The organism is Microbispora sp. CL1-1 (genome assembly GCF_012034195.1).
Taxonomy (GTDB): Bacteria; Actinomycetota; Actinomycetes; order Streptosporangiales; family Streptosporangiaceae; genus Microbispora.
Window position 1 is genome coordinate 96,166 of record NZ_JAATEK010000013.1, and the last position, 22,704, is coordinate 118,869.

19 protein-coding genes are annotated in these 22,704 nt (G+C 71.4%); 14 read left to right on the plus strand and 5 right to left on the minus strand.

The window, feature by feature from the left end:
- Positions 1-6 precede the first annotated feature (6 nt).
- On the plus strand, positions 7-771 hold the full coding sequence (locus HCK04_RS17850; RefSeq protein WP_142648473.1) for an IclR family transcriptional regulator: 765 nt from the start codon (positions 7-9) through the stop codon (positions 769-771).
- 35 nt (positions 772-806) lie between these two features.
- On the plus strand, positions 807-1,610 hold the full coding sequence (locus tag HCK04_RS17855; RefSeq protein WP_260617314.1) for an SAM-dependent methyltransferase: 804 nt from the start codon (positions 807-809) through the stop codon (positions 1,608-1,610).
- Here the strand turns inward: HCK04_RS17855 and HCK04_RS17860 are convergent.
- The gene (locus HCK04_RS17860) at positions 1,577-2,035 is read right to left on the minus strand and encodes an OsmC family protein (RefSeq protein WP_142648474.1); all 459 of its coding nucleotides are present in this window, start codon (positions 2,033-2,035) and stop codon (positions 1,577-1,579) included. The genes HCK04_RS17855 and HCK04_RS17860 overlap by 34 nt on opposite strands.
- A 176-nt stretch (positions 2,036-2,211) precedes the next feature.
- Between HCK04_RS17860 and HCK04_RS17865 the strand changes: the two genes are divergently transcribed.
- Positions 2,212-3,891 (plus strand): GAF domain-containing protein, encoded by a 1,680-nt coding sequence (locus tag HCK04_RS17865; RefSeq protein WP_142648475.1) that lies wholly within the window; start codon positions 2,212-2,214, stop codon positions 3,889-3,891.
- A 16-nt stretch (positions 3,892-3,907) separates the two neighbouring features.
- A complete protein-coding gene (locus HCK04_RS17870) occupies positions 3,908-4,786 on the plus strand; it encodes a universal stress protein (protein WP_142648476.1) in 879 nt (292 codons plus the stop codon).
- On the opposite strand, the gene HCK04_RS17875 is transcribed toward HCK04_RS17870, so the two are convergent.
- Positions 4,787-5,383, minus strand: coding sequence for a CBS domain-containing protein (locus HCK04_RS17875; protein ID WP_168066032.1), 597 nt, complete (start codon positions 5,381-5,383; stop codon positions 4,787-4,789).
- A 115-nt stretch (positions 5,384-5,498) separates the two neighbouring features.
- Between HCK04_RS17875 and HCK04_RS17880 the strand changes: the two genes are divergently transcribed.
- The 3 genes from HCK04_RS17880 to HCK04_RS17890 all read left to right on the plus strand — a co-directional run bounded on the left by HCK04_RS17880 (position 5,499) and on the right by HCK04_RS17890 (position 9,129).
- Positions 5,499-6,005, plus strand: a complete 507-nt coding sequence (locus HCK04_RS17880; RefSeq protein WP_142648478.1) for a CBS domain-containing protein — start codon at positions 5,499-5,501, stop codon at positions 6,003-6,005.
- A gap of 69 nt (positions 6,006-6,074) precedes the next feature.
- The gene (locus tag HCK04_RS17885; protein ID WP_142648479.1) at positions 6,075-6,704 is read left to right on the plus strand and encodes an MBL fold metallo-hydrolase; all 630 of its coding nucleotides are present in this window, start codon (positions 6,075-6,077) and stop codon (positions 6,702-6,704) included.
- Positions 6,705-6,858: 154 nt separating this feature from the next.
- Complete coding sequence (locus tag HCK04_RS17890) at positions 6,859-9,129, plus strand: family 43 glycosylhydrolase (RefSeq protein WP_142648480.1); 2,271 nt, start codon at positions 6,859-6,861, stop codon at positions 9,127-9,129.
- Positions 9,130-9,133: 4 nt separating this feature from the next.
- On the opposite strand, the gene HCK04_RS17895 is transcribed toward HCK04_RS17890, so the two are convergent.
- Entirely contained in the window at positions 9,134-10,015 is an 882-nt protein-coding gene (locus HCK04_RS17895) for a hypothetical protein (protein WP_205830395.1), read from the minus strand.
- A gap of 134 nt (positions 10,016-10,149) precedes the next feature.
- Between HCK04_RS17895 and HCK04_RS44240 the strand changes: the two genes are divergently transcribed.
- From HCK04_RS44240 to HCK04_RS17910, 3 genes are all read left to right on the plus strand, one after another.
- Complete coding sequence (locus HCK04_RS44240) at positions 10,150-10,701, plus strand: GNAT family N-acetyltransferase (protein WP_142648481.1); 552 nt, start codon at positions 10,150-10,152, stop codon at positions 10,699-10,701.
- 133 nt (positions 10,702-10,834) lie between these two features.
- Positions 10,835-12,343 carry an alpha-N-arabinofuranosidase gene (locus tag HCK04_RS17905; protein ID WP_142648482.1) on the plus strand — a complete coding sequence of 503 codons (1,509 nt, stop codon included), beginning with the start codon at positions 10,835-10,837 and terminating at the stop codon, positions 12,341-12,343.
- A gap of 152 nt (positions 12,344-12,495) precedes the next feature.
- Positions 12,496-13,371, plus strand: coding sequence for a universal stress protein (locus HCK04_RS17910; RefSeq protein ID WP_142648483.1), 876 nt, complete (start codon positions 12,496-12,498; stop codon positions 13,369-13,371).
- Between the two features lie 85 nt (positions 13,372-13,456).
- Here HCK04_RS17910 and HCK04_RS17915 read toward each other — a convergent pair whose 3' ends face one another.
- Complete coding sequence (locus HCK04_RS17915; RefSeq protein WP_221889930.1) at positions 13,457-16,285, minus strand: glycoside hydrolase N-terminal domain-containing protein; 2,829 nt, start codon at positions 16,283-16,285, stop codon at positions 13,457-13,459.
- A 1,793-nt stretch (positions 16,286-18,078) separates the two neighbouring features.
- Here HCK04_RS17915 and HCK04_RS41195 point away from each other — a divergent pair.
- Both HCK04_RS41195 and HCK04_RS17925 read left to right on the plus strand, forming a co-directional pair.
- Positions 18,079-18,462: a hypothetical protein gene (locus HCK04_RS41195; RefSeq protein WP_185948984.1), complete on the plus strand. Its 384-nt coding sequence runs from the start codon at positions 18,079-18,081 to the stop codon at positions 18,460-18,462.
- The gene (locus tag HCK04_RS17925) at positions 18,441-20,747 is read left to right on the plus strand and encodes a DUF222 domain-containing protein (RefSeq protein ID WP_168066034.1); all 2,307 of its coding nucleotides are present in this window, start codon (positions 18,441-18,443) and stop codon (positions 20,745-20,747) included. Before HCK04_RS41195 ends, HCK04_RS17925 begins: the two co-directional genes overlap by 22 nt.
- A 13-nt stretch (positions 20,748-20,760) precedes the next feature.
- Here the strand turns inward: HCK04_RS17925 and tsaA are convergent, their stop codons facing one another.
- Positions 20,761-21,180 (minus strand): tRNA (N6-threonylcarbamoyladenosine(37)-N6)-methyltransferase TrmO, encoded by a 420-nt coding sequence (gene tsaA, locus HCK04_RS17930; protein ID WP_240971533.1) that lies wholly within the window; start codon positions 21,178-21,180, stop codon positions 20,761-20,763.
- Between the two features lie 34 nt (positions 21,181-21,214).
- Here tsaA and HCK04_RS17935 point away from each other — a divergent pair, with 34 nt between their 5' ends.
- Both HCK04_RS17935 and HCK04_RS17940 read left to right on the plus strand, forming a co-directional pair.
- Complete coding sequence (locus tag HCK04_RS17935) at positions 21,215-21,823, plus strand: YceI family protein (protein WP_240971534.1); 609 nt, start codon at positions 21,215-21,217, stop codon at positions 21,821-21,823.
- Positions 21,824-21,853: 30 nt separating this feature from the next.
- Positions 21,854-22,699 carry an NAD-dependent protein deacetylase gene (locus tag HCK04_RS17940; protein ID WP_260617315.1) on the plus strand — a complete coding sequence of 282 codons (846 nt, stop codon included), beginning with the start codon at positions 21,854-21,856 and terminating at the stop codon, positions 22,697-22,699.
- Positions 22,700-22,704 lie beyond the last annotated feature (5 nt).

The window sequence follows — 22,704 nt, forward strand, 5'->3', positions numbered from 1 at the left end:
AGTCATATGGCCGGCGGCGCACGCGATCCGGGGCGTTCCGTGACGTCCCGGGTGCTGGCCATCCTCGGCGCCTTCGACGCCCACCACCCGCGGCTCACGCTGACGGAGATCGCCGAACGGACCGGCATGGCGCTGAGCACCGTCCACCGGCTCGCCGGGGAGCTGGAGGAGTGGCGCGCCCTGCGCCGCGGCGCCGACGGGCGCTACCAGATCGGCCGCCGCCTGTGGGAGCTCGGGCAGCTCGCTCCCGACCCGCTGCAGGAGGTGGCGCACCCCTGGCTGCAGGAGCTGTTCGGCGGCACCGGGGAGAACGTCCACCTCGCGGTGCGCGACGGGCTCGAAGTGCTCTACGTCGACAAGGTGTACGGCAAGCGGGCCGTGCCGATCGTGTCGCGGACCGGTACGCGTCTGCCCATGCACCCGACCGGCGTCGGCAAGGCGCTGCTCGCCTACGAACCGGGCTGGTTCGTCGGCTCCTACCTGTCGAGGCCGCTGGAGCGGCCGACCCCCCACACCATCACCGAGCCGGGCCGGCTGGCCCGCGAGCTGATCCAGGTGCGCGCCCAGGGATACGCCACGACGCACGAGGAGATGACGCTCGGCTCCTGCTCGGCGGCCGCGCCGGTGCTGGTCGGCGACCGGCCCGTCGCGGCCGTCGGCATCGTGGTCTCCTCCAGACGGGTGCGCGAGCTGCCCCGCCTGGTCGATCCGCTGCTGGCCGTCGCGGCCGGCATCGCCGGAGACTACCGGGCCGCCCTGGCCCGCCCGTAAGATCGTCGCAAAGCGAAAAGGCGAGGGGATCGCGGGTGAGCCGGGACGAGGAAGCGCTGAAGGCCATCGACTTCTCCACGCCGAGCGTGGCGCGGATCTACGACTGGTGGCTGGGCGGCAAGGACAACTTCGCGGTGGACAGGGCCGCCGCCGAGAAGCTGCTCGAACTGGTCGGCCCCGACGGCCGCCTGGTGATCAGGCAGAACCGCGACTTCCTCGGCCGCGCCGTCCGCTTCCTCGGCGAGTCGGGCATCCGGCAGTTCCTCGACATCGGCACCGGCATCCCCACGCAGGGCAACGTCCACGAGGTCGCCCACGAGGTCGATCCCGAGGCGACCGTCGTCTACGTCGACAACGACCCCGTCGTCGCCGCGCACGGCCAGGCGCTGCTCACCGGCAGTGGCCGTACGGGCGTGGTGCAGGCCGACATGCGCGACCCGGACCGGATCGTCGAGAGCCCGATCACCAAGAAGCTGATCGATTTCAGCAAGCCGGTGGCCGTGCTGTTCGTCGCCGTGCTCCACTTCGTGGACGACGACGACGCCGAGCGGGTGGTGTCCTACTTCCGCGAGCGCATGGCCCCCGGCAGCTATCTCGTGATCTCCCACGGCACCCAGGGCCGCCTGAGCGACGACACGATCACCGAGGCCCGGGAGGTGTACGAGAAGTCGACGGCCGCGCTGCGCGACCGCACGCCCGAGCACATCGCCCGGTTCTTCACGGGATTCGAGGTGGTGGAGCCGGGGCTGGTCGACGTGGCCGACTGGCGCAACGACAGCGACCTCGTCCGGCACAGCAGGGGCGGCTACGTCCTCGGCGGTGTGGGCCGGCTGGCCTGAGCGACGGGGTTCTCGGGCACGGACCGGCGGACCTCGAACGTGACCCGCGGCGGCACCCGCAGCGTGGTGCAGACGGCGCAGTGCTCCAGCACCGAAAGGAGCGAGGCGCGCAGCCCCTCGGGCAGCCCCGGGGCGTCCACCGACAGCTCGATGCGGTCGATCCGCCCGGGGCAGACGCCGAGGCCGTACCGCGCGGTGACGCCCACCCCGGCGGGCAGCTGCCGCTGGCGCAGGTAGCGCTCGGCACAGCAGGCGACGCCGGCCGCCACGCTGCCCACGAACAGCTCGGCCGGAGTGGGGCCGGTGTCGCTCCCGCCGACGTCCGGCGGCCGGTCGGCGCGGACCACGTGGCGCCGGATCCGTACGTCGAACCGGTCGGCTCCGCGCCAGGCGACCTGGATGACGCCGTCGCGCGGCTCACTCATGACGCACCCCCGCGTCGATTCGCCTCAATCCGAGTATGTCCGTGACCGACGGCGGGTAGGCGCATACGCACCGTAAGAAGCCGGTCGCGACCTGGCAAAGGGCGCGAGTCCGGAGTGTCCGGTTTGCGAGACTCCAAGTGTGGGGGGCATGCGTGGCGCCCACGAGGGAGCGGACCATGATCCCGCAGACGCACCTGGACGGGCTGCTGGCCGAACTGCACACGAGGCTGCAGGCGGTCCTGTCGACGCGTGACCGGGCCCACGCGCTGCTGGAGGCGGTCGTCTCGGTGGGCGGCAACCTCGATCTCGAGACCGTGCTGCACCGGATCGCCGAGACCGCCGCCACGCTGGCCGACGCCCGATATGCCGCGCTCGGCGTGATCGGCGAGGACAACACCCTCGCCCGCTTCGTCCCCGCCGGGCTGAGCGAGGAGGAGATCGCCCGCATCGAGCACTGGCCCCACGGCCTGGGCCTGCTCGGCCTGCTGATCAAGGAACCCCGGCCGCTGCGGCTGGCCCGCATCCGCGACCACCCCGCGTCGTACGGCTTCCCGCCGGGACACCCGCCGATGACGGGCTTCCTCGGCGTGCCCGTACGGGTCCGGGGCCGGCTGTTCGGCAACCTCTACCTGACCGAGAAGCGCGGGGGAGGGGAGTTCGACGAGGACGACGAGGCGATCATCGTGGCCTTCGCCAGCGCCGCCGGGGTGGCGATCGAGAACGCCCGCCTGTACGAGGACACCCGCCGCAGGGAGACCTGGCTCCAGGCGTCGGCGGAGATCACCAGGAGCCTGCTGTCCGGCGCGCGGACGCCGCGGGTGCTGACCCTGATCGCCCGCCGCGCCCGGCGGATGGCCGGCGCGGACACGGCGGCGATCCTGCTGCCCGAGGACGACGGCCGGACGCTGCGGGTCGCGATCGCGGACGGCGTGCCCGGCCCGCCCCGGCCGCACCGCCTGCCCGTCGAGGGCTCGCTGGCCGGGCAGGCGTTCGCCCACGCGGAACCCCGCGTGATCACCGATCTCGGCGACACCGACCTCCTCACCGCGGGCGCGGAGACGGGAGCGGCCTGCGCCGTGCCGCTCGGCGCCCCCGGAGAGGTGCGCGGAGTGCTGTCGCTCGGCAGGCGGCCCGGCCGCGTCCCGTTCAGCCAGGCGGAGGTCTGCATGGTCCACTCCTTCGCCGGGCACGCGGCGGTCGCGCTGGAACTGGACGAGGCGCGCAGGGACGCCGAACGGCTCGTCCTGCTGGAAGACCGCGACCGCATCGCCAAGGACCTGCACGACGTCGTCATCCAGCGGCTGTTCGCGATCGCCATGACGCTCACGGGCGCCACGCGGCTGGTGGACCACCCCGAGGCGGCCGCGCGGCTGCGGACCGCGATCGACGAGCTCGACGGCACGATCCGGCAGATCCGCACCACGATCTTCGCCCTGCGCACCCCGGCCGGCGCCCCCGGGCTGCGCGCCCGGCTCGTCGAGCTGGTCGAGGGCGCCCGGGAGCCCCTCGGCTTCCTGCCGGCCCTGCGCATGGACGGGCAGCTCGACACCCGCGTGCCCGCCCCCGTCGGGGAACACCTGCTGGCCGTGGCGCGGGAGGCGATCTCCAACGTGGTGCGGCACGCCCACGCCACCCGCGCCGCCGTCACCGTCTGCCTCGACCACGACCGGCTGACCCTGCTCGTGGAGGACGACGGGGTCGGCATCCCGCCGCGGGGACGCCGCAGCGGCCTGCGCAACCTGTGCGACCGCGCCGAGAGCCTGGGCGGGTCGTGCGCCGCCGGGCCCGGCGCCGCCGGGGGAACACGCCTGTGCTGGAGCGTCCCGTTGCCGTCACCACCCTGCTCGACACGCTGAGGGAGGGCACTACGCCATGACCGAGCAGCCGATCAGTGATCCGGGCGTCGATCCGGTCGTCGTCGGCACCGACGGGTCCGCCGGGGCGACCCGGGCGGTGGAGTGGGCGGCCGACGACGCCGCCCTGCGGGGCCTGCCCCTGCGGGTGGTCCACGCCGTCGAGCGCCTGCCGTACGACGGCCCGCGCTATCCGATCCCCGACAGCTACGACAGGATGGCGCCCACCGGGGAGCAGATCCTCGCCCACGCCGAGTGGGTCGCCCGGGACCGGCGCCCCGGCCTCGACGTGACGACGGTGCTCGTCGAGGGGCGTCCCGGCCGCGTCCTGCGCGACCAGGCCGCCCGCGCCGCCGAAGTGGTGCTCGGCAGCCATGGCGCGGGCGGCTTCCCCGGCATGCTGCTCGGCTCGGTGGGCAACCACGTCGCCGGGCACGTGGCCGTGCCGGTCGTCGTCGTACGGCCGGCGCCCCCGGAGGCGGGGGCCGAGATCGTGGTGGGGTTCGACTGCTCGAAGGAGTCCGGGCCCGCCCTGACGTACGCCTTCGAGGAGGCGCGGCTGCGCGGTCACCGGGTGCGGATCGTCTGCGCCTGGGAGCCGCCGGTGCCGTACGGGCCCGTGATCTCGATGGACCTGGACGCCATGCGGCGGGCCGCGGAGGACTACGCGCGCGGCGAGCTGGAGCCGCTGCAGAGCGGATACGCCGACGTCAAGACCGAGCTGGACATGGTCCACGACCATCCGGTCTCCGCGCTCATCAAGGCGTCGTCGCGGGCCGTCCTGCTCGTGGTCGGCTCCCACGGCCGCAACGCCTTCACCGCGGCCGTGCTCGGCTCGGTCAGCCGCGCCGTGCTGGGCCACGCGCACTGCCCGGTCGCCGTGGTGAAGGCGCGCTGATCATCGGGGGAGCAGGCGGGCCGGCCGCACCCCGGGGACGGTCCGCTCCAGCAGGTCGGCCACGTGCTCGGGGCCCTGGCCCTCGGGACCCCGCAGGTCGATCTCGCCGTCGCGCACGACCACCTCCCAGGGCGCGTCGGAGGGGTAGCGCTCGCGCAGGGCGGCCAGGACGGCCTCGCGCAGCTCCTCGTCCGACCTGGCCAGCAGCGCCAGCAGGTCGCGGCGGCTGATCATCCCGACGACCCGCTCGTCGCGCAGCACGGGCAGGCTCTTGATCCGCTTCGCGACCATGAGGTCCGTCAGCACCCGCACGTCCGTGGTCTCCTCGACCGTGCTCACCTGGCGCGACATGACGCCCTCCACGGTGCGGGGCGCCGCGTCGCCCGGCGCGAACGCGCCGCACAGCAGGTCGATCTCGCTGACCATGCCGACCAGCTCGTCGTACTCCCCGAGCACGGGGGCGGCCGTGATGTCGTGGCCGTACAGCACCCGGATCGCCCGCCGCACGGAGTCGTCGGGGCGCAACGTGATCGCCGGGCTGCTCATGACCTCACCGGCCAGCATGGCCCACCCCCCGTCTGTCGTCGTCGTGGTCATTCCACCGCCGCCCCGGCCGTACGGGCAGGTGCCGGAGGTCCCCGGCGGTCGGGTCTTTGGGCCCGTGCGGCGCCCCCGCCCACGTGGTCGGATGGAGATGGCGCAGGGAGGAACGATGACCGTAGAAGGCATGACCGCCGCCGACGTGATGAGCAGGGTGCTCGTGACCGTGAAGCCGGACGAGTCCCCGCTCATGGCCTGGGAACTCATGCGCCGCGGGTCGATGCACCATCTGCCCGTCGTGGACTCCGGCTCCCGCATCCTCGGCGTGCTCACGCGGGAGGACATCGCGGCGCACTGGTCCGGCGGTCCCGCGGAGCAGTCGAGCAGCCAGGTGCGCCAGTTGCTGAGCGGGCGCAGATGCCCGCACGTGTCGCCCGACACGCCGCTCTCCTCGGTGGCGGCCGTGATGCTGGAGTCGGGCGTGGACGTCGTCCCGGTCATCGGAGCCTGCGGCACCCTGCAGGGCCTCGTCACCGTGACCGACCTGCTCGTGGCGGTGGCCGGCAGACGGGGGGCCGCGCCCCCGCACGAGGAGGTGTCGGCCGGGATGTTCCGCCTGGAGCCGGTGCTGCCTCCCAAACCCTCCCGTACGGCGGAGGACCAGCGGCAGGGGCCGTGACCCCCGGTCGTGGGTTCCCCCGGATCACGTGCAGAATAAGGTCATGTTCCGCACGGTGGTGATCATCAAGTGAGTGCCCGTATCGACCATGCCGTCACGTCGGGCACCTTCAGCCTGGACGGCCAGACCTTCGACGTCGACAACAACGTCTGGGTGCTCGGCGACGACGCCGAGTGCGTGGTGTTCGACGCGCCCCACGACGTCAAGGCGATCACCGACGTGATCGCGGGCCGGCGCGTCCTGGCCATCCTCGCCACCCACGCCCACGACGACCATGTGCGGGTCGCGCCGGACCTGTCGGAGGCCACCGGGGCGCCCGTCCTGCTGCACCCGGCCGACCTGCCGGTCTGGCGGCTCACCCACCCCCACCGCGAGCCCGACGGCGAGCTGTCCGACGGGCAGGTCATCGAGGTCGCCGGCACCCGCCTCGAAGTGCTCCACACTCCCGGGCACTCGCCCGGCGCCTGCTGCTTCTACGCGCCCGAGCTGGGCGTCGTCTTCACCGGCGACACCCTGTTCCAGGGTGGTCCCGGCGCGACCGGCCGCTCGTTCTCCGACTTCGGCGTGATCATCGACTCGATCCGCGACCGCCTGCTGACCCTGCCGCCCGAGACCGTCGTCCACACCGGCCACGGCGACAGCACGACGATCGGCGCCGAGCTGCCGCACCTCGACGAGTGGATCCGCCGGGGCCACTGACCCCAGGCATCGCGCGGGTCTTGACGATCACGGGCCTCGCGGCCGACACTCACGAGACCGATTCACTCCGCCCCCGTGGTTCACGGGGGTGGCGTGGGTCTCGAAGTTAGCGCTAACGAGGCCGAGGGGCGCGAGCCGCCGGCCGGGAGAGACGATGCACAGCACCCCCCGACGACGCCTCCCACGCCTCCCTCGCCTCGCTCTCGCGGCCGCCGCCGCGCTGTCCCTGGTCGCGGGCCCGATCGTCACCCCGGCGCACGCGGCCGGCCCCTACTTCGCCGGTGAGGTGGACGACCACGACCACGCGCTGCCGGCGGCCGAGGTGCTCCAGGCCTCCGGCAGCACGGCGGCCGTCAGCGCGGTCACGCTGCCCGAGCTCAAGGTCCCGGCGATCGTGGACGGCGGGAACGACAGGATCGTCCTGCCGGTGAAGGAGGGCACCGACCTCACCCGGCTCGCGCCCGAGCTCACCCTGGTCCCGGGAGCGAGCGTCAAACCCGCCTCCGGCACCGCACGCGACCTGTCCGAGCCGGTCACCTACACCGTCACCGGCGGCGACGGCGCGCGGCGGACGTGGACGGTCGAGGCGCGGGTGATGAAGAGCCCGGTGCTCCCCGGCCTGTACGCCGACCCGAACATCACCGTGTTCGGCGACACGTTCTACATGTATCCGACGACCGACGGCTTCGCCGGATGGAGCGGCACGCAGTTCCACGCGTTCTCGTCCAAGGACCTGGTCCACTGGACCGACCACGGCGTCGTCCTCGACCTCGGACCCGATGTGACCTGGGCCGACAACAGCGCCTGGGCCCCGACGATCGCCGAGCGGAACGGCAAGTACTACTTCTACTTCAGCGGCGGCATGGCCACCGGCAACACCGCCAAACACCTCGGCGTCGCCGTGTCCGACTCGCCGGCGGGGCCGTTCAAAGACGCCCTGGGCAGGCCGCTGGTGGCGGCCGGGACCTACAGCGGCCAGATGATCGACTCCGACGTGTTCGTCGACGACGACGGCCAGGCGTACCTCTACTGGGGCAACGGCAACTCCTACCAGGTGCCGCTGAACGACGACATGGTGTCGTTCGACCCCGCCAAGGTGAGGACGTACAAGCCGAGCGGCTACAACGAGGGCTCGTTCGTCTTCAAACGCGGCGGGATCTACTACTTCATGTGGTCGGAGAACGACACGCGCGACGAGAACTACCAGGTCGCGTACGCCACCGGCGCCTCGCCGCTCGGCCCGTGGACCGAACAGGGCGTGATCCTGCGGAAGGACCTGTCCCTCGGGATCAAGGGCACCGGCCACCACTCGGTCGTACGGGTGCCCGGCACCGACGACTGGTACATCGCCTATCACCGCTTCGCCATCCCCGGCGGCGACGGCACCCACCGGGAGACCACGATCGACCGGATGGAGTTCGACGCGAACGGCCTGATCGAGAAGGTCGTGCCGACGCTGGAGAGCGTCGACCCGGTGTCGGTCGCGAACGCCGGGCCGGACGCCGAGGGCCGCGAGGGGTCCCCGATCCGGCTGGCCGGATCGGCCACCGGCGCGGCCAAGTGGAGCTACACGCCCGGCGAGGACGCCGGCTCCGGCGCGACCTGCTCCTTCTCGGACTCCGGCGCCGCCGAGACCGCCGTCACCTGCGACGACGACGGGACCTACACGGTCACGCTGACCTCCGGCCGCAGCCGCGACACCGCGAAGGTGACCGTCGCCAACGCCGCCCCCGAGGCCGGGGACGTCGTGACGCCTGCCAAGCCGGTCGAGGCCGGCACGCGCGTGACCCTCACGGTCCCGGTCACCGACCGGGGGGCGAACGACGTGCTCACCTGCACGGTGGACTGGAAGGACGGGACCACCGCGTCCGGCACGGTCGGCGACGGGACCTGCACGGCGCGGCACACCTACAAGAGGCCGGGCGTGAACGAGCCCGTCGTCACCGTCGCCGACGACGACGGCGCGACCACCACCGCGACCGGCCGTCCGGTGGTCGTGTACGACCGTGGCTCCGGCTTCGTCACCGGCGGCGGCTGGATCGACTCGCCCGCGGGCGCCTACCGCGCCAACCCCGCGCTGACCGGCCGGGCCACCTTCGGGATCGTGGCCAAGTACGTGAAGCACACGGCGGTGCCGATCGGGGCGACGACGTTCTCGTTCCAGGCCGGGCCCCTGGACTTCCGGTCCACGGCGTACGACTGGCTCGTGGTGTCGGGCGGGGAGATCCGCTATCGCGGCATCGGGACGGTCGGCGGCGCGGGGCGCTACGGCTTCGAGGTCGTCGCCCGCGACGGCGACACCCGGGACGGGGACGGCGTCGACCGCTTCGCCGTCCGGATCTGGGACGAGCGGACCGGCGACGTGATCTACCAGAACGGAGCCGGTGACGCGGCCAACGGCAGCGTCGTCGTCCACGCGAAGTAACGTCCTATGGCGCGACCCGGACGCCGGTGACGGCGAAGCGCTCGACCTCCGCCACGTGGCCGCCGGTGCTTGCGACGAGGGTGAGCGTGCTGCCCGGGGCCGCCTGGAAGGTCACGGTGGCGGACCAGAGGGCGTCCTCCCCTCCGGCCGAGGCACAGCAGCTCTCGCCGAGGGGGCGGGCGCTGCCGGTCGAGCGCACCTGCACCCGGATGCTCTCGTCCACTCCGGTGATCGTGCCGCCCACCTTGACGGGGGATGAAACGAGGGCGCCGTACCGGGGAGTGGTGAGGGAGAAGGTGGTGTCGTCGGTGCCCACCACCTCCCACGGCGCGTCCGGCCCGGTGCCGAACCTGACGAGGTGGACGACGGCGGCGATGCCCGGCCGCCCGCCGCCCTCGCCGCGGACGCCGACGGAGACGCGCGCGTCCGCACCGGTCACCGTACGCTCGACCACCTGGTCGACACCGGTGAACCCGAGGAACCCCTGGGTGAAGGACAGCGCGGTCCGCTCGGCGTCCAGGTGCCAGGGCTGGTGGCCGCCCGAGCGGTAGCTCTCCTGCCAGTCCCGCGCCTGTTTCTCCTCGGCGAAGGGCCACAACGGCTGGTAACGGCCCGCCACGAGGGAGCCCGCGGATGGGGTCGGGGTGGCGGCCGGGCCGCTCTGCAGGGCGGTCGCCGTGCCGGTCGCCGTGCCGGTCGCCGTGCCGGTCGCCGTGCCGGTCGCCGTGCCGGTCGCCGTGCCGGTCGCCGTGCCGGTCGCCGTGCCGGTCCCTGGGCTGGTTCCGGGGGTGGTTCCGCACGCGCCCGCCGGCAGGCCGAGCGCGGCCAGCACGGCGAGCGCCCACCCGGCCCGGCCCGCCCGGCCGCCTGTCACGCCGCGAGTCACGATGTGCGCTCCCGCCACCAGAGGTTTCGTTGACGAGAGCATGCCCAGCCCGATGCCGGGCATTCGCGGTGTGCCCGTCGCGCTGGGGGCGATGTCCGGGCGGGCCGTACGCGGAGGACGCCTACGGTTTCCATGTGAATGTGAAACTCCGCCTTGCGCCTGTAACCCCCGCCAACGTCGAGACGGCTATTGCTGTGAAGGTTCGCCCCGAGCAGGAGCGCTTCGTCTCGCCTGTGGCGAAGTCACTGGCCGAGGCCTACGTGCATCGGGAAGTGGCGTGGCCGCGCCTCATCCTCGACGGCGACCGTCCGGTGGGCTTCCTCATGCCTTTCCTGGACATCGACTGGGACGGCAAGGGGATCGACTTCCGATCCGGCTTGTGGCGGCTCAACGTGGCGGCCGGCGAACAGGGGCGCGGAGTCGGGCGCTTCGCCGTCGAATCCGTGGCCGCCGAAATCAGGCGTCGTGGCGGCACGCAGATGTACGTCACGTGGGAGCCGGGAGAGGGTGGGCCGGAGGGCTTCTACCGGAAGCTTGGGTTCCAGCTCACAGGTGAGGATAGCGGGGGACAGACGGTCGGGGTTCTGGATCTGACGACCTGCTCGCAGGGCCACGGCTACAAGACCGCGCGTGGCGGCACCTGCCCCGGGGCCGGGGACGGTATTCCCTGGGGTGGGTCGTCATGACGCCGCCCGGTGACTGTTAGCGATAACAGCATGCGTCTCAATAGCCGAGTTTTCCGGACCGAAATCTTGACCGAACACCATGCGAACGCTAACAATCGCCCCGCGAGCCCCTGTCCGGTGAAGGAGATCCCGCGTGCTCCAGGCACAACTGACCATCGACCCCGCCCATCGGGTGGCCCCCGTACGGCGCCGCACGTTCGGCACGTTCGTCGAGCACCTCGGCCGCTGTGTCTACACCGGCATCTACGAGCCGGGCCACCCCACGGCGGACGAGAACGGGTTCCGCGGCGACGTGCTCGCGCTCACCCGCGAGCTGGGCGTGACCACCGTGCGCTATCCCGGCGGCAACTTCGTCTCCGGCTACCGCTGGGAGGACGGCATCGGCCCGCGCGAGCGGCGCCCCCGGCGGCTCGATCTCGCCTGGCACAGCACCGAGACCAACGAGATCGGGATCGACGAGTTCATGCGGTGGTCCCGCCTGGCGGGGCTGGAGCCGATGATGGCGGTCAACCTCGGCACCCGTGGCGTGCAGGAGGCCGTCGACCTGCTCGAATACTGCAACATCCCGTCCGGCACCACGCTGTCGGACCTGCGCATCGCCAACGGCACCAAGGACCCCCACGACATCCGCATGTGGTGCCTGGGCAACGAGATGGACGGCCCCTGGCAGATCGGGCACAAGACCGCCCACGAGTACGGCAGGATCGCCGCCGAGACCGCCCGGGCCATGCGCATGGTCGACCCCAGTCTGGAACTGGTGGCCTGCGGCAGCTCCGGCTCCTCCATGCCGACCTTCGGCACCTGGGAGGCGACCGTCCTGGAGGAGACCTACGATCTGGTCGACCACATCTCCTGTCACGCCTACTACGAGGAGAAGGACGGCGACCTCGCCGGCTTCCTGGCCTGCGCGAGCGACATGGAGCACTTCATCTCCACGGTCGTCTCCACCGCCGACCAGGTGGGGGCCAGGCTCGGCTCCAGCAAGAAGATCTCCGTCTCCTTCGACGAGTGGAACGTCTGGTACCTGAGCCGCGTCAAGGCGGCCGAGCCCGGGCAGGACTGGCCGGTCGCGCCGCCGCTCCTGGAGGACCACTACCACCTCGCCGACGCCGTGGCCTTCGGCAGCCTGCTCATCACACTGCTGCGGCACAGCGACCGGGTCGCGGCGGCCTGCCTGGCCCAGCTCGTCAACGTGATCGCGCCCATCATGACCGAGCCCGGCGGCCGGGCCTGGCGGCAGACCACCTTCCACCCGTTCGCGCAGGCGGCGCGGCTCGCCAAGGGCGACGTCGTACGCGTCGAGCCCGTCTGCCCGACGTACGAGACGGCCGAGTTCGGCGCGGTGCCCGTGCTCCACGCGGTCGCCACCCGGGACGAGACGGAGACGACGCTGTTCGTGGTGAACAGGTCGACGGACGAGCCGGTGGAGCTGGAGCTCGACGCGAGGGCGCTGGTCTCGGGCACCGGCGCCGTGCGGATCGCCGAGGCGACGACGCTCACCCACGAGGACGTCTACGCCCGCAACACCGCCGACGACCCCGATCGGGTGGCGCCCCGCCCCAACACGAACCACCAGAGCGATCCGCTCCGGATCGTGCTGCCGCCGGTCTCCTGGAACGTGATCAGGCTGACGAGGTCCTGAACTCCTCCCGCGCGCGGCGCGCGGGCGGAAGTCCCTCGGCTTGAGGACTTTCGTCTGCTGCGCCGCGGGCAGCGGAGACGGTGCGATGGTGCCCGGGAGGATCAACCCCCGCGCGCGTCCGCGTACCGCTTGAAGCACAGGAGGAGACGTACATGGCCGGACAGATCGTCGTCGCCGTCGACGGATCGAGCCCAGCGACGGCGGCACTGGAGTGGGCGGCGGACGACGCGCGGCGCCGGGGGGCCACCTTGAAGATCGTCCACGTGCGCGAGCCGTGGGCGCACGAATACCCGTTCCACGCCGTCGAGGGCTTCGCCCAGTCCTACAGCGAGTTCTGCGAAGGCGTGCTCGCGGCGGCCGCCGCCCGCGCCCGGGAGCTCGCCCCCGGCCTTGAGGTGACCACGGAGCTCGCCGAGGGCACGGTGGTCGAGACCCTGCGCGCCGCATCGGCCGGCGCCGACGCCCTCGTGGTCGGCAGCCGGGGGATGGGCGGCTTCTCCGGCCTGATCCTCGGCTCCGTCGGCCTCGGCCTCGCCGGTCACGCGGAGGTCCCCGTCGTCGTGGTACGCAAACCGCACCGGGAGGAATACCACGAGGTCGTCGTCGGCTTCGACGGATCCCCGCACTCGGAGGCGGCCCTGGAGTTCGCCTTCGAGGAGGCCCGGGCGCGGCGCGGGCGGGTGCACGCGGTGTACGCCTGGGAGATGCCGGCGTTCTCCCCCTTCGCCGTCGGCTATGGAACGGCGCTGCAGGAGATCTACGACAACGAGTGCCGGGCGGCGCGGCTGCGGCTCGCACCGTGGCGCGACAAGCACCCGGACGTCCCGCTGGTCGAGTCGGCGGTCTGCGGCCACCCGGCCCCGGCGCTGGCCGACGCCTCGCTGGTCGCCGACCTCGTGGTCGTCGGCTCCCGCGGGCTGGGCGGGGTGCGCGGCGCGCTCATCGGCTCGGTCAGCCATGCCGTACTGCACCGCGCGCACTGCCCCGTCGCGGTCGTACGGCCCCGCGACGGCGAGGGCCGGCAATGAAACGCATTCGGTGCGCGGGGATCCGCAGGGCGGCAGCAGGATCCGCTGCCGCCCCTGGCACTCCCTTCCGTCCTGCCCGGCTCGGTCACACGGCGATGATCGTCCACTGGTTGTTGGGGCTGCTGTTCGGCGTCCACATGCCGACGGCGGAGCCGGTGGCGGTGTAGCCCATGCCGTCGAGGGCGGTGCCGGTGCCGCGGTTGACGATCTGATAGCGGCCGTTGCCGAGATCGTTCAGGCGCCACTGCTGGTTGTTGCCGCCGTTCCAGGGGGCCTGCCTGGCGTTGGCGCCGTTGGCGGAGTTGCCCCAGCTGTCGGCCACCATGCCGTTGGTGCGGTTGACGATCCGATACCAGCCGCCGCCCAGGTCGACGAGCTGCCACTGGAGGTTGGTGCTGCCGTCCCAGTTCCACTGCTTGAGGTTCGACCCCGAGGCCACGTTGCCGCCGCTGTCGAGCACCAGGCCGGTGGCGGCGTTGGCGATCCGCACATAACCGGTGGGGGTGCTGCCGCCGCCGGACCCGGTCAGACGGTAGGTGCGGCCGGCCTGGCCGGGTAGCGCGATGACGTCGGCCTCGGGTTTGGTGACGGAGACGGCGGCGCCGGTCTCGGCGTCGACCACCTGGTAGGTGCCGGTGAAGCTCCGGTTGCGCACGTTGACCGTGCCGGTGCGGTCGAATTTCACGAGGATCTCGGTGGTCCCGTTGGAACTCCAGGTAGCGCTCACGGTGTAGCCGCCGCGGCCCCGCAGGCCCTGCACCTTCCCGTTCGGCCACGCCGAGGGCAGCGCGGGCAGCACGTGCAGCTCGCCGGTGTGGCTCTGCAGCAGCATCTCCGCGATGCCAGAGGTGGCGCCGAAGTTGCCGTCGATCTGGAACGGCGGATGCAGGTCGAACATATTCGGCGCGAGCCGGTCGGTCCTCACCAGGAGCCCGATCAGGTTGCGTGCCCGGTCGCCCTCCTCCATCCGCGCCCAGTAGTTGATCTTCCAGGCCAGCGACCAGCCGGTGCCGTCGTCGCCGCGCAGTTCGAGGGTCCGCCGCGCGGCGTTGTAGAGCGTGGGGGTGCCGCGCTTGGTGATCTGGTTGCTGGGGTGCAGGCCGTACAGGTGGGAGATGTGCCGGTGGTTCTGCTCGGTTTCTACCCAGTCGTACAGCCACTCCTGGATGTTGCCGCGCGAGCCGACCTTCATCGGAGGAAGCCGGTCCCTGGCGGCGAGGACCTGCGCCCGGAAGCTCGCGTCCGTGCCGAGGACCTCGCCGGCCTTGGCACAGCCGTTGAACAGGTCGCGCAGGATCTGGTTGTCCATCGTCGGGCCGGCGCACACGCTGACACCCGAGTGGTGGGCCAGCTCCGGGGAGTTCGAGGGGTTCGTGACCAGATAACCCAGGCTCGGCTCCTGCACGAGCGTGTCGAGGAAGAACTGCGCCGCGCCCTTCATCGCCGGGTAGTTCTGCCGGAGGAAGTCGACGTCGCCGGTGAACAGGTAGTGGTCCCAGATCATGGTGGCCAGCCACGCGCCGCCGGTCTGCCACATGCCCCAGAACGCGCCGTCGACGACCGAGCTGCCGCGCCACGCGTCGGTGTTGTGATGGGTGACCCAGCCGCCGGCGTTGTACTGGACCTGAGCCGTGCGGGCGCCGGTGACCGTGAGGTCGTTGATCATTCTGAACACCGGCTCGTAGCACTCCGACAGGTTCGTCGTGTCGGCGGGCCAGTAGTTCATCGGCAGATTCGCGTTCAGCGTGTACTTGGAATCCCACGACGGGCTGAGGGAGTCGTTCCAGATGCCCTGGAGGTTGGCCGGCTGGGTCCCCGGCCGTGAGGAGGAGATCAGCAGGTAGCGGCCGAACTGGAACAGCAGCACCGAGAACTGCGGATCATTGGTGTTCGCGTGCTGCGCGATCCGCACGTCCGTCGGCTGGTCGGCCGCCGAGGTGCGGCCGAGGTCGAGTGTGGTGCGCCCGAACAGCCGCTGGTAGTCGGCGACGTGACGGGCGCGCAGGTCGTCGTACGTCCTGCCGTTGGCGGCGTTGAGATAGCCTCGCGCGATGCCCTGGTAGTCACCGCTGGTGTCCCTGTAGTTCACGTAGCTGGAGCCGATGGAGATCAGCACGGTCACGCTGTCGGCGTTGCGAACCTGGAGCGTGCCGCCGGAGCTGCTGACCGTGCCGCCGTTGGCGACGGCCCGGGCCAGCGCCAGGAATCTGACCTTGCCCGCCAGACCTCGCTGGTCGCCGGACACGCCGTCGAGCGCCACCGTCGTGCCGTCCGGGCTGGAGCGCGTGGTCCGCTGCGGGCTGTCGAACGTCGCGGAGAACGTGATCGAGCCGCCCCTGTCGGCGGTGAGGCGGATGGCGATCACCTGGTCCGGCGCGCTCGCGAACACCTCACGCCGGTAGCGCACGCCGTTCTGCAGGTACGTCGTGGTCGTGGTGGCGGTGGTCAGATCCAGGACCCGGCTGTAGTCCGAGACCCCGCTGCTGCTGCCGAAGGCGAGCCGCAGGTTGCCGACGGTCTGGTACGCCAGCTGGGCCGAGGGGTTGCCCAGCATGTTCTGGTCGATGAGACTCTGGGCCTGGCTCCACTGGTTCTGGAAGACCAGTTGCCGGATCTGCCCGAGAGCCCCCGCGCCCCTCGTGTTGCTCTGGTCGTACGGCCCGCCTGCCCAGATGGTGTCCTCGTTGAGCTGTAACCGCTCGGTGTCGACGTTGCCGAACACCATCGCGCCCAGCCGGCCGTTGCCGATCGGTAGTGCGCGCAGCCAGTCGGTGCCGGCGCTCTCGTCGTACCAGAGGGCCAGGTCGTTGGCGGCGCTCACCTCGGGAGGGACCGCCACCGCGGCCCGGGCGGCCGCCGTCCACTGGAACGGCGCCAGCGCGGCGCCGGCTCCGACCGCGCCGAATCGCAGCACTTGCCGTCGGGTGAAGTCAGACAATTCAGCTCTCCAAGTCCATGGGGGTCAGTGACACTCGGAATCGATTCGACTGGGGATGGCAGAGGTGAGGGAACCGGAAGGTGACCGACCGGCGCGTGCGCCCGTGCCTCCATGACTTCGGGCAAAGGGAAGCGCGGAGGCATTCAGCGCTGGACGCCATGCTTGCGGGAAAGGGAGCGCACACCATGAGGGCGTCGCGAACGGCGGCTCTCCGCCCCGCGCACCACCACCGGACAACGGGAGACCGCCTCGGGGCTCAGTGTGAAAAACCCGGCGAATTGTGTCAAGAGCAGGATTCCGCCGGTTCGGCGTCGCATAAATCGCCCCCGATCCCGGATCCGCCTCGCAGCCGGTCTGATCGGGGAACGCAGTCATCGGATGAAAGTTTCATGCGCCGTGCTCGCCCGTGAGTGCCGAGATTCCCTGATGTGGCCCTTGGGCCGAGTTCCTCGTTTGAGTGTGCGTATCGCGCCACTTGACACCATGCCCACGCCTGGGCTTTGCTCCGCTCCACCACCACCGGCCGATCTCTCGATGTGGAGGAGGGCGAAGACGAGCTCGAAATGTTAGCGCTAACACGATCTGGCGTGTGCTGGGGCCGGCGCGAATGGCCGGGCGACGACCGGCGCATTGGGAACAGGTCCCGCCTGCCCCGAACCCGGCTCGAACGCCTGAGGTAAGGCGCGGGCGGCACGGTCCGCATTCCATTCGAACGCCACCGGAATCGCATCTCGCGCGGGAAATCCCTGCGCTCGGCTCCGATGTCGCGTTTGCGGTTGGAATGGCGGATTATTCAGCGTTGCTGAATCCTCTCATCTATTTGCCGGTCGCCGCCTCTTCTGACATGGGAAAGATGTGGATCCCGTCAAGTGAGAGCGTTGTGGCGACCGTTTCGTTTTTGTTCCCAATATTCGTGCCGATCTATCGGTAATGGTGCAAACGCCGGTTCTTGTTCGGTATGCCTCGGAGCGAGATCGGCGGTGTGTTCGTCGTGGGCTCCCTCGGCGCGATCCTGGACAGCCTCGACGGACCACCTCAAACGGGGCATCTCTGTGGCCGTCGCCGTCTTCGTAGCCGCCTTCGCGGTCGTCTCCGGGGTCGTCTCCGGGGTCGCCTTCAGGGGCGTCGGCCGCATCTCTTGGCGTGGGCTCGCCCGCCCGCGGCGAACCCTGCCGCGACCAGGAAGGTCTCCCTAATCTGTGATCCCAAGAGATTGCTAGTTGATCTTGAACTAGCCTCAAAGGCGCGAGAGAATTAATACAAGTTTTCTAATCTCTTGATGGGGGGTGTCATGGATCTGTTCGACATCGATACCGAGCGCACCCCTCATTCGAACACCCCTGACGACGGCTGGTGGGACCGTCTGATCGCCAATTCGCCGCTGTGGTCGTCCGACGGTTCATCCGCCCGCGATCCCTTCCCGATCATCAACTTCGAGCCCCGGCGGCCCGCCGACGCACCCGGAACCGCAAGCACGGATGCCTCGGAGGCGGACGCCCCAGGCGCCGAGACCACGGACGTCCCAGGCACCGATACCGACAGCGCAGACGCCACGCGTAGGGATGCCGCCGGTGCGAATGCCGTTGGAATGGACGGCGCTGGCGCGGATACCGCGTGTGGAGCTGTCGACGGCGCAGAGGCAGACAACGCGGACGCCACGCGTGGGACTGCCACCGGTACGAATGCCGCTGGCATGAGCGGTGCTGGCACGGACAGCGTTGACGCGAACGCCGCGCGTTGGGCCGCCGACAGTGCGGGATCTGACGCCGATGCCGCCCGTGGAGGGGATGCTGATGGTGCGGCTGCCGCCGGTGCCGTGCGCGGGGCTTGTGATGGTGCGGCTGCCGCTGGCGCGAATGGCCCTGACGCGGGTGCCGCCCGTGGAGATGCCGCTGGCGCGGATGGCGCTGGCTTTGGTGCCGCGCGTGGTGCTGCCGATGGCGCGGGCGCTGCTGGCACGAACGGCACCGGCGCGGATGGTCCTGGCGCGGCCGGCCCGAGTGCGGGTGCGGGTGCTTCCGACGGTGCGGGTGGGGGTGCTTCCGGCGGTGTGGGTGGGCGTGATCGTGGCCGTGGTCGGGGTCGGGGTGGTGTGCGGTCGTGGTGGGTGGTGGTGGGGTCGGTTCGTGAGGTGGCCCAAGAGCTGGCGCTGACCCCGCTTCCCGATGACGTGGATGTGTGCCTGGCCGAGGCGGAGGAGTTGCTGTTCGCCCGGGATCGGATCACCAGCGCGCTGGCCGATCGGGTGGGGCGGGTGCATCGTGCGGGTCAGGCCAGGCAGCATGGGCATGCCTCCACCCGGTGCTGGTTGCGCACCAGTGGGGGGATGACGGTGGGGGGTGCGGGCCGCCTGCTCACGTTGGGGGCGGAACTGCCGCGCCTCCCCAAGGTGCGGGAGAAGTTCGCTGCGGGGGAGTTGGCGGCGGGGGTGGTGGAGGCTATCTGCGCCGCTGTGGCCGGGCTATCGGATGAGCAGGCCACCTTGGCGGAGCCGATCTTGGTGGACCTGGCGGGCAAAGCGGGGGCGGCGGAGGTCGCCAAGGCCGGCCGCCATCTGCGGGCGGTGCTGGACCCCGATGGGGATGAGCGGGATGAGCGGGCCGATTACGGGCGGCGGTTCCTGCGGGTCCGCCCGGGCAAGGGCGGCGGCGTGGAAGGGGAGTTCTACCTGCCGCGTGAGGCCGGCGCCCGGTTGATGGCGTTGTTGCAGGCGTACGCCAAGCTGAGGGCGCAGGGTGATGACCGCCCGCTGACGGTACGCCAGGCGGACGCGCTGATCGCGCTGCTGGAGCAGAAGATCGTCACCGAGCTCCTCGTCGTGGTCAGCGCCGAATCCCTCCCCACCGACCCCGAAACCACCGACCCCGCCGACGACCCGGCTACCGAAGACACCGACCCGGCCACCCAAGACCCCGCTGCCCCGGCCACCGAAAACCCCGACGCCGACGACGCCGTCTCAGCCGTGATGGGCGACCCGGGTGCTGCGGGCGGTACCGACGGCCCCGAGACCCCGGACGAGCTCGACATCGCCGAGGCTGTCCCCGCCACCGACCCTGCCGCTGGCTCCGGCGACGCTGCGACCGGACTTCGCGATGAGGAGCCTTGTGGCTGGGGAGCCGGTGAGCGCGGGGCCGGTGAGCGCGGGGCCGGTGAGCGGCGGCCCGGCGAGTGCGAGCCGCGCGACACCGCAAGCACCGCCGCTGCTGAGGGCGACCACGCCGCGAACGCCGACTCCGCCGAAGACGACAACATCACGAGCGCTGGCTCTGCCGAGAGCGACGAGACCGCGCCCGCCAAGGGCGATGGGTGGGATCGCGGCGCGGCCCGGTCCGGAGCAACCCATGTCCGGCGGGGTGCGTCAGCATGGCCTGCTCACGGTGGCGGGCATTCGCACACAGCGCCTTCGCACGCTGCCCCTTCGGACACAGCACCTTCGGACATAGCACCTTCGGACACAGCACCTTCGGACACAGCGTCTTCGGGCGCGACGGCTTCGGATGCGCCGCCATCGCAGGCGGCGCACTCGCAGGCGGCGCCTACGGAGGCGGCGTGGCCGGATCCTCCTCCCGAGGATGTCTCCGTATGTCACACCCACGCCGGGCCTGGGCCTGCGGGGGACTGTCGGCATGGCCACAGCACGTGCCGGTGCGACGGCCAGGGCGCGTGGCGGTGCTGCGGTGAGGCGCGGTGCTCGCGTGCGACGCAGGTGCCGGGGACATCGGGACCGTCGGGAGCGACGCCCGGCGGGTCCGGACCGGAGCGGGAGACACCACCCGGATGGGCATCGGGAACGGCACCGGGAGCCGGGCGTGGGACGCCGGGGACGGCGCAAGCAGCGTCGCAAGCAGCGTCGCAAGGAGCCGCACAGGGGGCATCGCGGGGTGCGGCGCAAGGTGGGTCACCGGGATCTCCGGGTGTGTCGGCGGGCGCGATGCCTGGGGCGTTCTTGGGTGCGGCGTTGGGAGCGTCGGCAGGCACGTTCCTGGGGGCGTCGTTGGGGATGGCACCGGGGACCGCGCCGGGGTTGCTGCTGGCGACCGGGCAGGTGCTGCCCCTCTCCAGCGTGCACCGCCTCGCCCGCACCTCAACCCTGGTCCGGATCGTCATGAACGCCGACGGGCAGGTCCTGGACATGGGCCGCAAGGTCCGTCTGGCGACTCCTGCCCAGCGGCGGGCCATCTTCGCCCGGTATGCCACGTGCTGGGTCGACGGCTGCCCGCTCCCGGCGACCATGTGCCAGATCGACCACGCCGACAACTGGAGCACCGGCGGCCTGACCGACCTGAAGCTCCTCGGTCCGGCCTGCCAGTTCCACAACCGCGACCGCTACCAGCACCCCGACCGCTACACCCGCCGCAAAGAAGGCGAAGACCGCTGGGCCTTCACCTACCACCGCCTGGGGAGAATCCGGCGCGTGTCAAGCGAATCTACAACGTAAAGGCGGAAGGGTGTCACCGCTCGGTCGCGTCGAGCACGGGCTTGATGTCGATCACAGGTGTGCCGTCGATGGCCTCCAGGGGATGCACGCGCAGGCCCCGTGCGGGGTCGGTCTCCAGGACCGTGACCCGGTGCAGGCCGATGGGGTTGGGGCGGTCGGGGGAGCGGGTGGCGAACACGCCGGCCAGCGGGTTGCTCGTCTCCCCGCGCGGGTGGACCCGCAGGGTTTCGCGGTCGGCCTGGTGGAACCAGGTGAGGACGAGCACCTCGTCGCCCGTTGTCACCCCGTCGAGGGCCTCCCCGACTGCGGGATCGATCTCCAGCCAGGCGTCCGGCGCGCCCTCACGCCCCTGCCGGGGAGCTTCGGTGCGATCGGTAAGCGTGGAGCGTACGACTCCGACGGGCCGCAGCGTGAACGACATGGGTTCGCTCATGATCCATCTCCTTCTGGGGGATCGGATGCCCACCATGTCATCCGGCACCGACATCCCCGGCCCGTTCCGTGGGAATGCCCACGAAATGGACGTCGAGGCGGGCACGTACGCGTTGGGGCCGAGGTCCGGCCGGCTCCTGGTCCTCACCGGGCGCGCCGGGCTGGGCGCCAAGGCCGGGCACGATCTGACGATCGAGGTGACCCGGTGGCGGGGCGAGGCCGTGGTGACGCCGGACGACCCGGCGGGCTGCCGGGTGACGCTGGAGGCCGAGGTGGCCTCGATGCGGGTCCGGGAGGGTACGGGCGGGGTCAAGCCGCTCACCGACTCCGACCGTGTCGAGATCGAGAAGAACATGCGCGAGAAGGTCCTCAAGGCGGATCGACACCCTCTGGTCACGTTCCGGTCGACCCGCGTCGAGGGGGATCCCGACGCGTTCCACATCGAGGGTGACCTGACGATCGCAGGCGTCACGCGGCCGGTCACGGTGGACGGCGCGATCGAGGAGGGACGGGCACGCGGCCGGGCGACCATCGTGCAGTCCCAGTGGGGCATCCGCCCCTACACCGCGTTTTTCGGAGCGCTCAAGCTGCGCGACGAGGTCGAGGTCATCTTCGACGTACGGCTGGGGGAGGGGCGGGGCTGACCTGTGCGCAGGTTGGGGCACCATGGATGCGTGACTGTGGTAAGCGACGCGGGGATTGCCGAGCGGTGGGGCATGTTGACCGATCTCGTGGCAGACGGCGAGGTGGTGATCCTCAGCGGGGCCGGTCTGTCGACCGAGTCGGGGATCCCGGACTACCGCGGTGAGACCGGGCGCAGGCGCAGGGCCGAGCCGATGACCTACCAGACGTTCGTGAGCAGCGCCCCCGCCCGCAGGCGTTATTGGGCACGCAGCCACCTGGGGTGGCGTCACATCGTGGACGCCGCGCCCAACGCCGGGCACCGGGCGGTCGCCGAGCTGCAGCGTCGCGGCCTGGTCGCGGGGGTCATCACGCAGAACGTCGACGGCCTGCACCAGGCGGCGGGCGCGCGCGAGGTCGTCGAACTGCACGGCAGCCTGCACCGGGTGCGCTGCCTGGGCTGCGGCCAGCGCAGCTCGCGGGAGGCGCTCGACCGGCGCCTGCGGGCCGCCAACCCCGGCTGGCAGGCCAGCTCGGAGATGATCAACCCGGACGGCGACGCCGTCCTGGACGCGGACGAGATCGAGACGTTCCGCACCGTGGACTGCGGGGGCTGCGGCGGCGTGCTCAAGCCCGACGTGGTGTTCTTCGGCGAGAACGTGCCGCCGTCACGGGTCGAGGAGTGCTACGCGCTGACCGAGCGGGCCGGTCTGCTGCTCGTCCTGGGATCCTCGCTGACCGTCATGTCGGGTTACCGGTTCGTCCGGCGCGCCGCCGCCCGTTCGATTCCCGTCGCGATCATCAACCAGGGGCCGACCCGGGGCGACGGGGAGGCGCTGATGACCCTCGACGCCCCGCTCGGCACGACCCTCACCACCCTCCTGCGCAACCTCTCCTAGCAGCC

Coding starts and splice junctions, on each gene's coding strand:
- HCK04_RS17850 (WP_142648473.1), top strand. CDS start 7: ATGGCCGGCGGCGCACGCGATCCGGGGCGTTCCGTGACGTCCCGGGTG.
- HCK04_RS17860 (WP_142648474.1), bottom strand. CDS start 2,035: ATGAGTGAGCCGCGCGACGGCGTCATCCAGGTCGCCTGGCGCGGAGCC.
- HCK04_RS17865 (WP_142648475.1), top strand. CDS start 2,212: ATGATCCCGCAGACGCACCTGGACGGGCTGCTGGCCGAACTGCACACG.
- HCK04_RS17870 (WP_142648476.1), top strand. CDS start 3,908: ATGACCGAGCAGCCGATCAGTGATCCGGGCGTCGATCCGGTCGTCGTC.
- HCK04_RS17875 (WP_168066032.1), bottom strand. CDS start 5,383: ATGACCACGACGACGACAGACGGGGGGTGGGCCATGCTGGCCGGTGAG.
- HCK04_RS17880 (WP_142648478.1), top strand. CDS start 5,499: ATGACCGTAGAAGGCATGACCGCCGCCGACGTGATGAGCAGGGTGCTC.
- HCK04_RS17890 (WP_142648480.1), top strand. CDS start 6,859: ATGCACAGCACCCCCCGACGACGCCTCCCACGCCTCCCTCGCCTCGCT.
- HCK04_RS17910 (WP_142648483.1), top strand. CDS start 12,496: ATGGCCGGACAGATCGTCGTCGCCGTCGACGGATCGAGCCCAGCGACG.
- HCK04_RS41195 (WP_185948984.1), top strand. CDS start 18,079: ATGCCGCCCGTGGAGGGGATGCTGATGGTGCGGCTGCCGCCGGTGCCG.
- tsaA (WP_240971533.1), bottom strand. CDS start 21,180: ATGAGCGAACCCATGTCGTTCACGCTGCGGCCCGTCGGAGTCGTACGC.
- HCK04_RS17935 (WP_240971534.1), top strand. CDS start 21,215: ATGTCATCCGGCACCGACATCCCCGGCCCGTTCCGTGGGAATGCCCAC.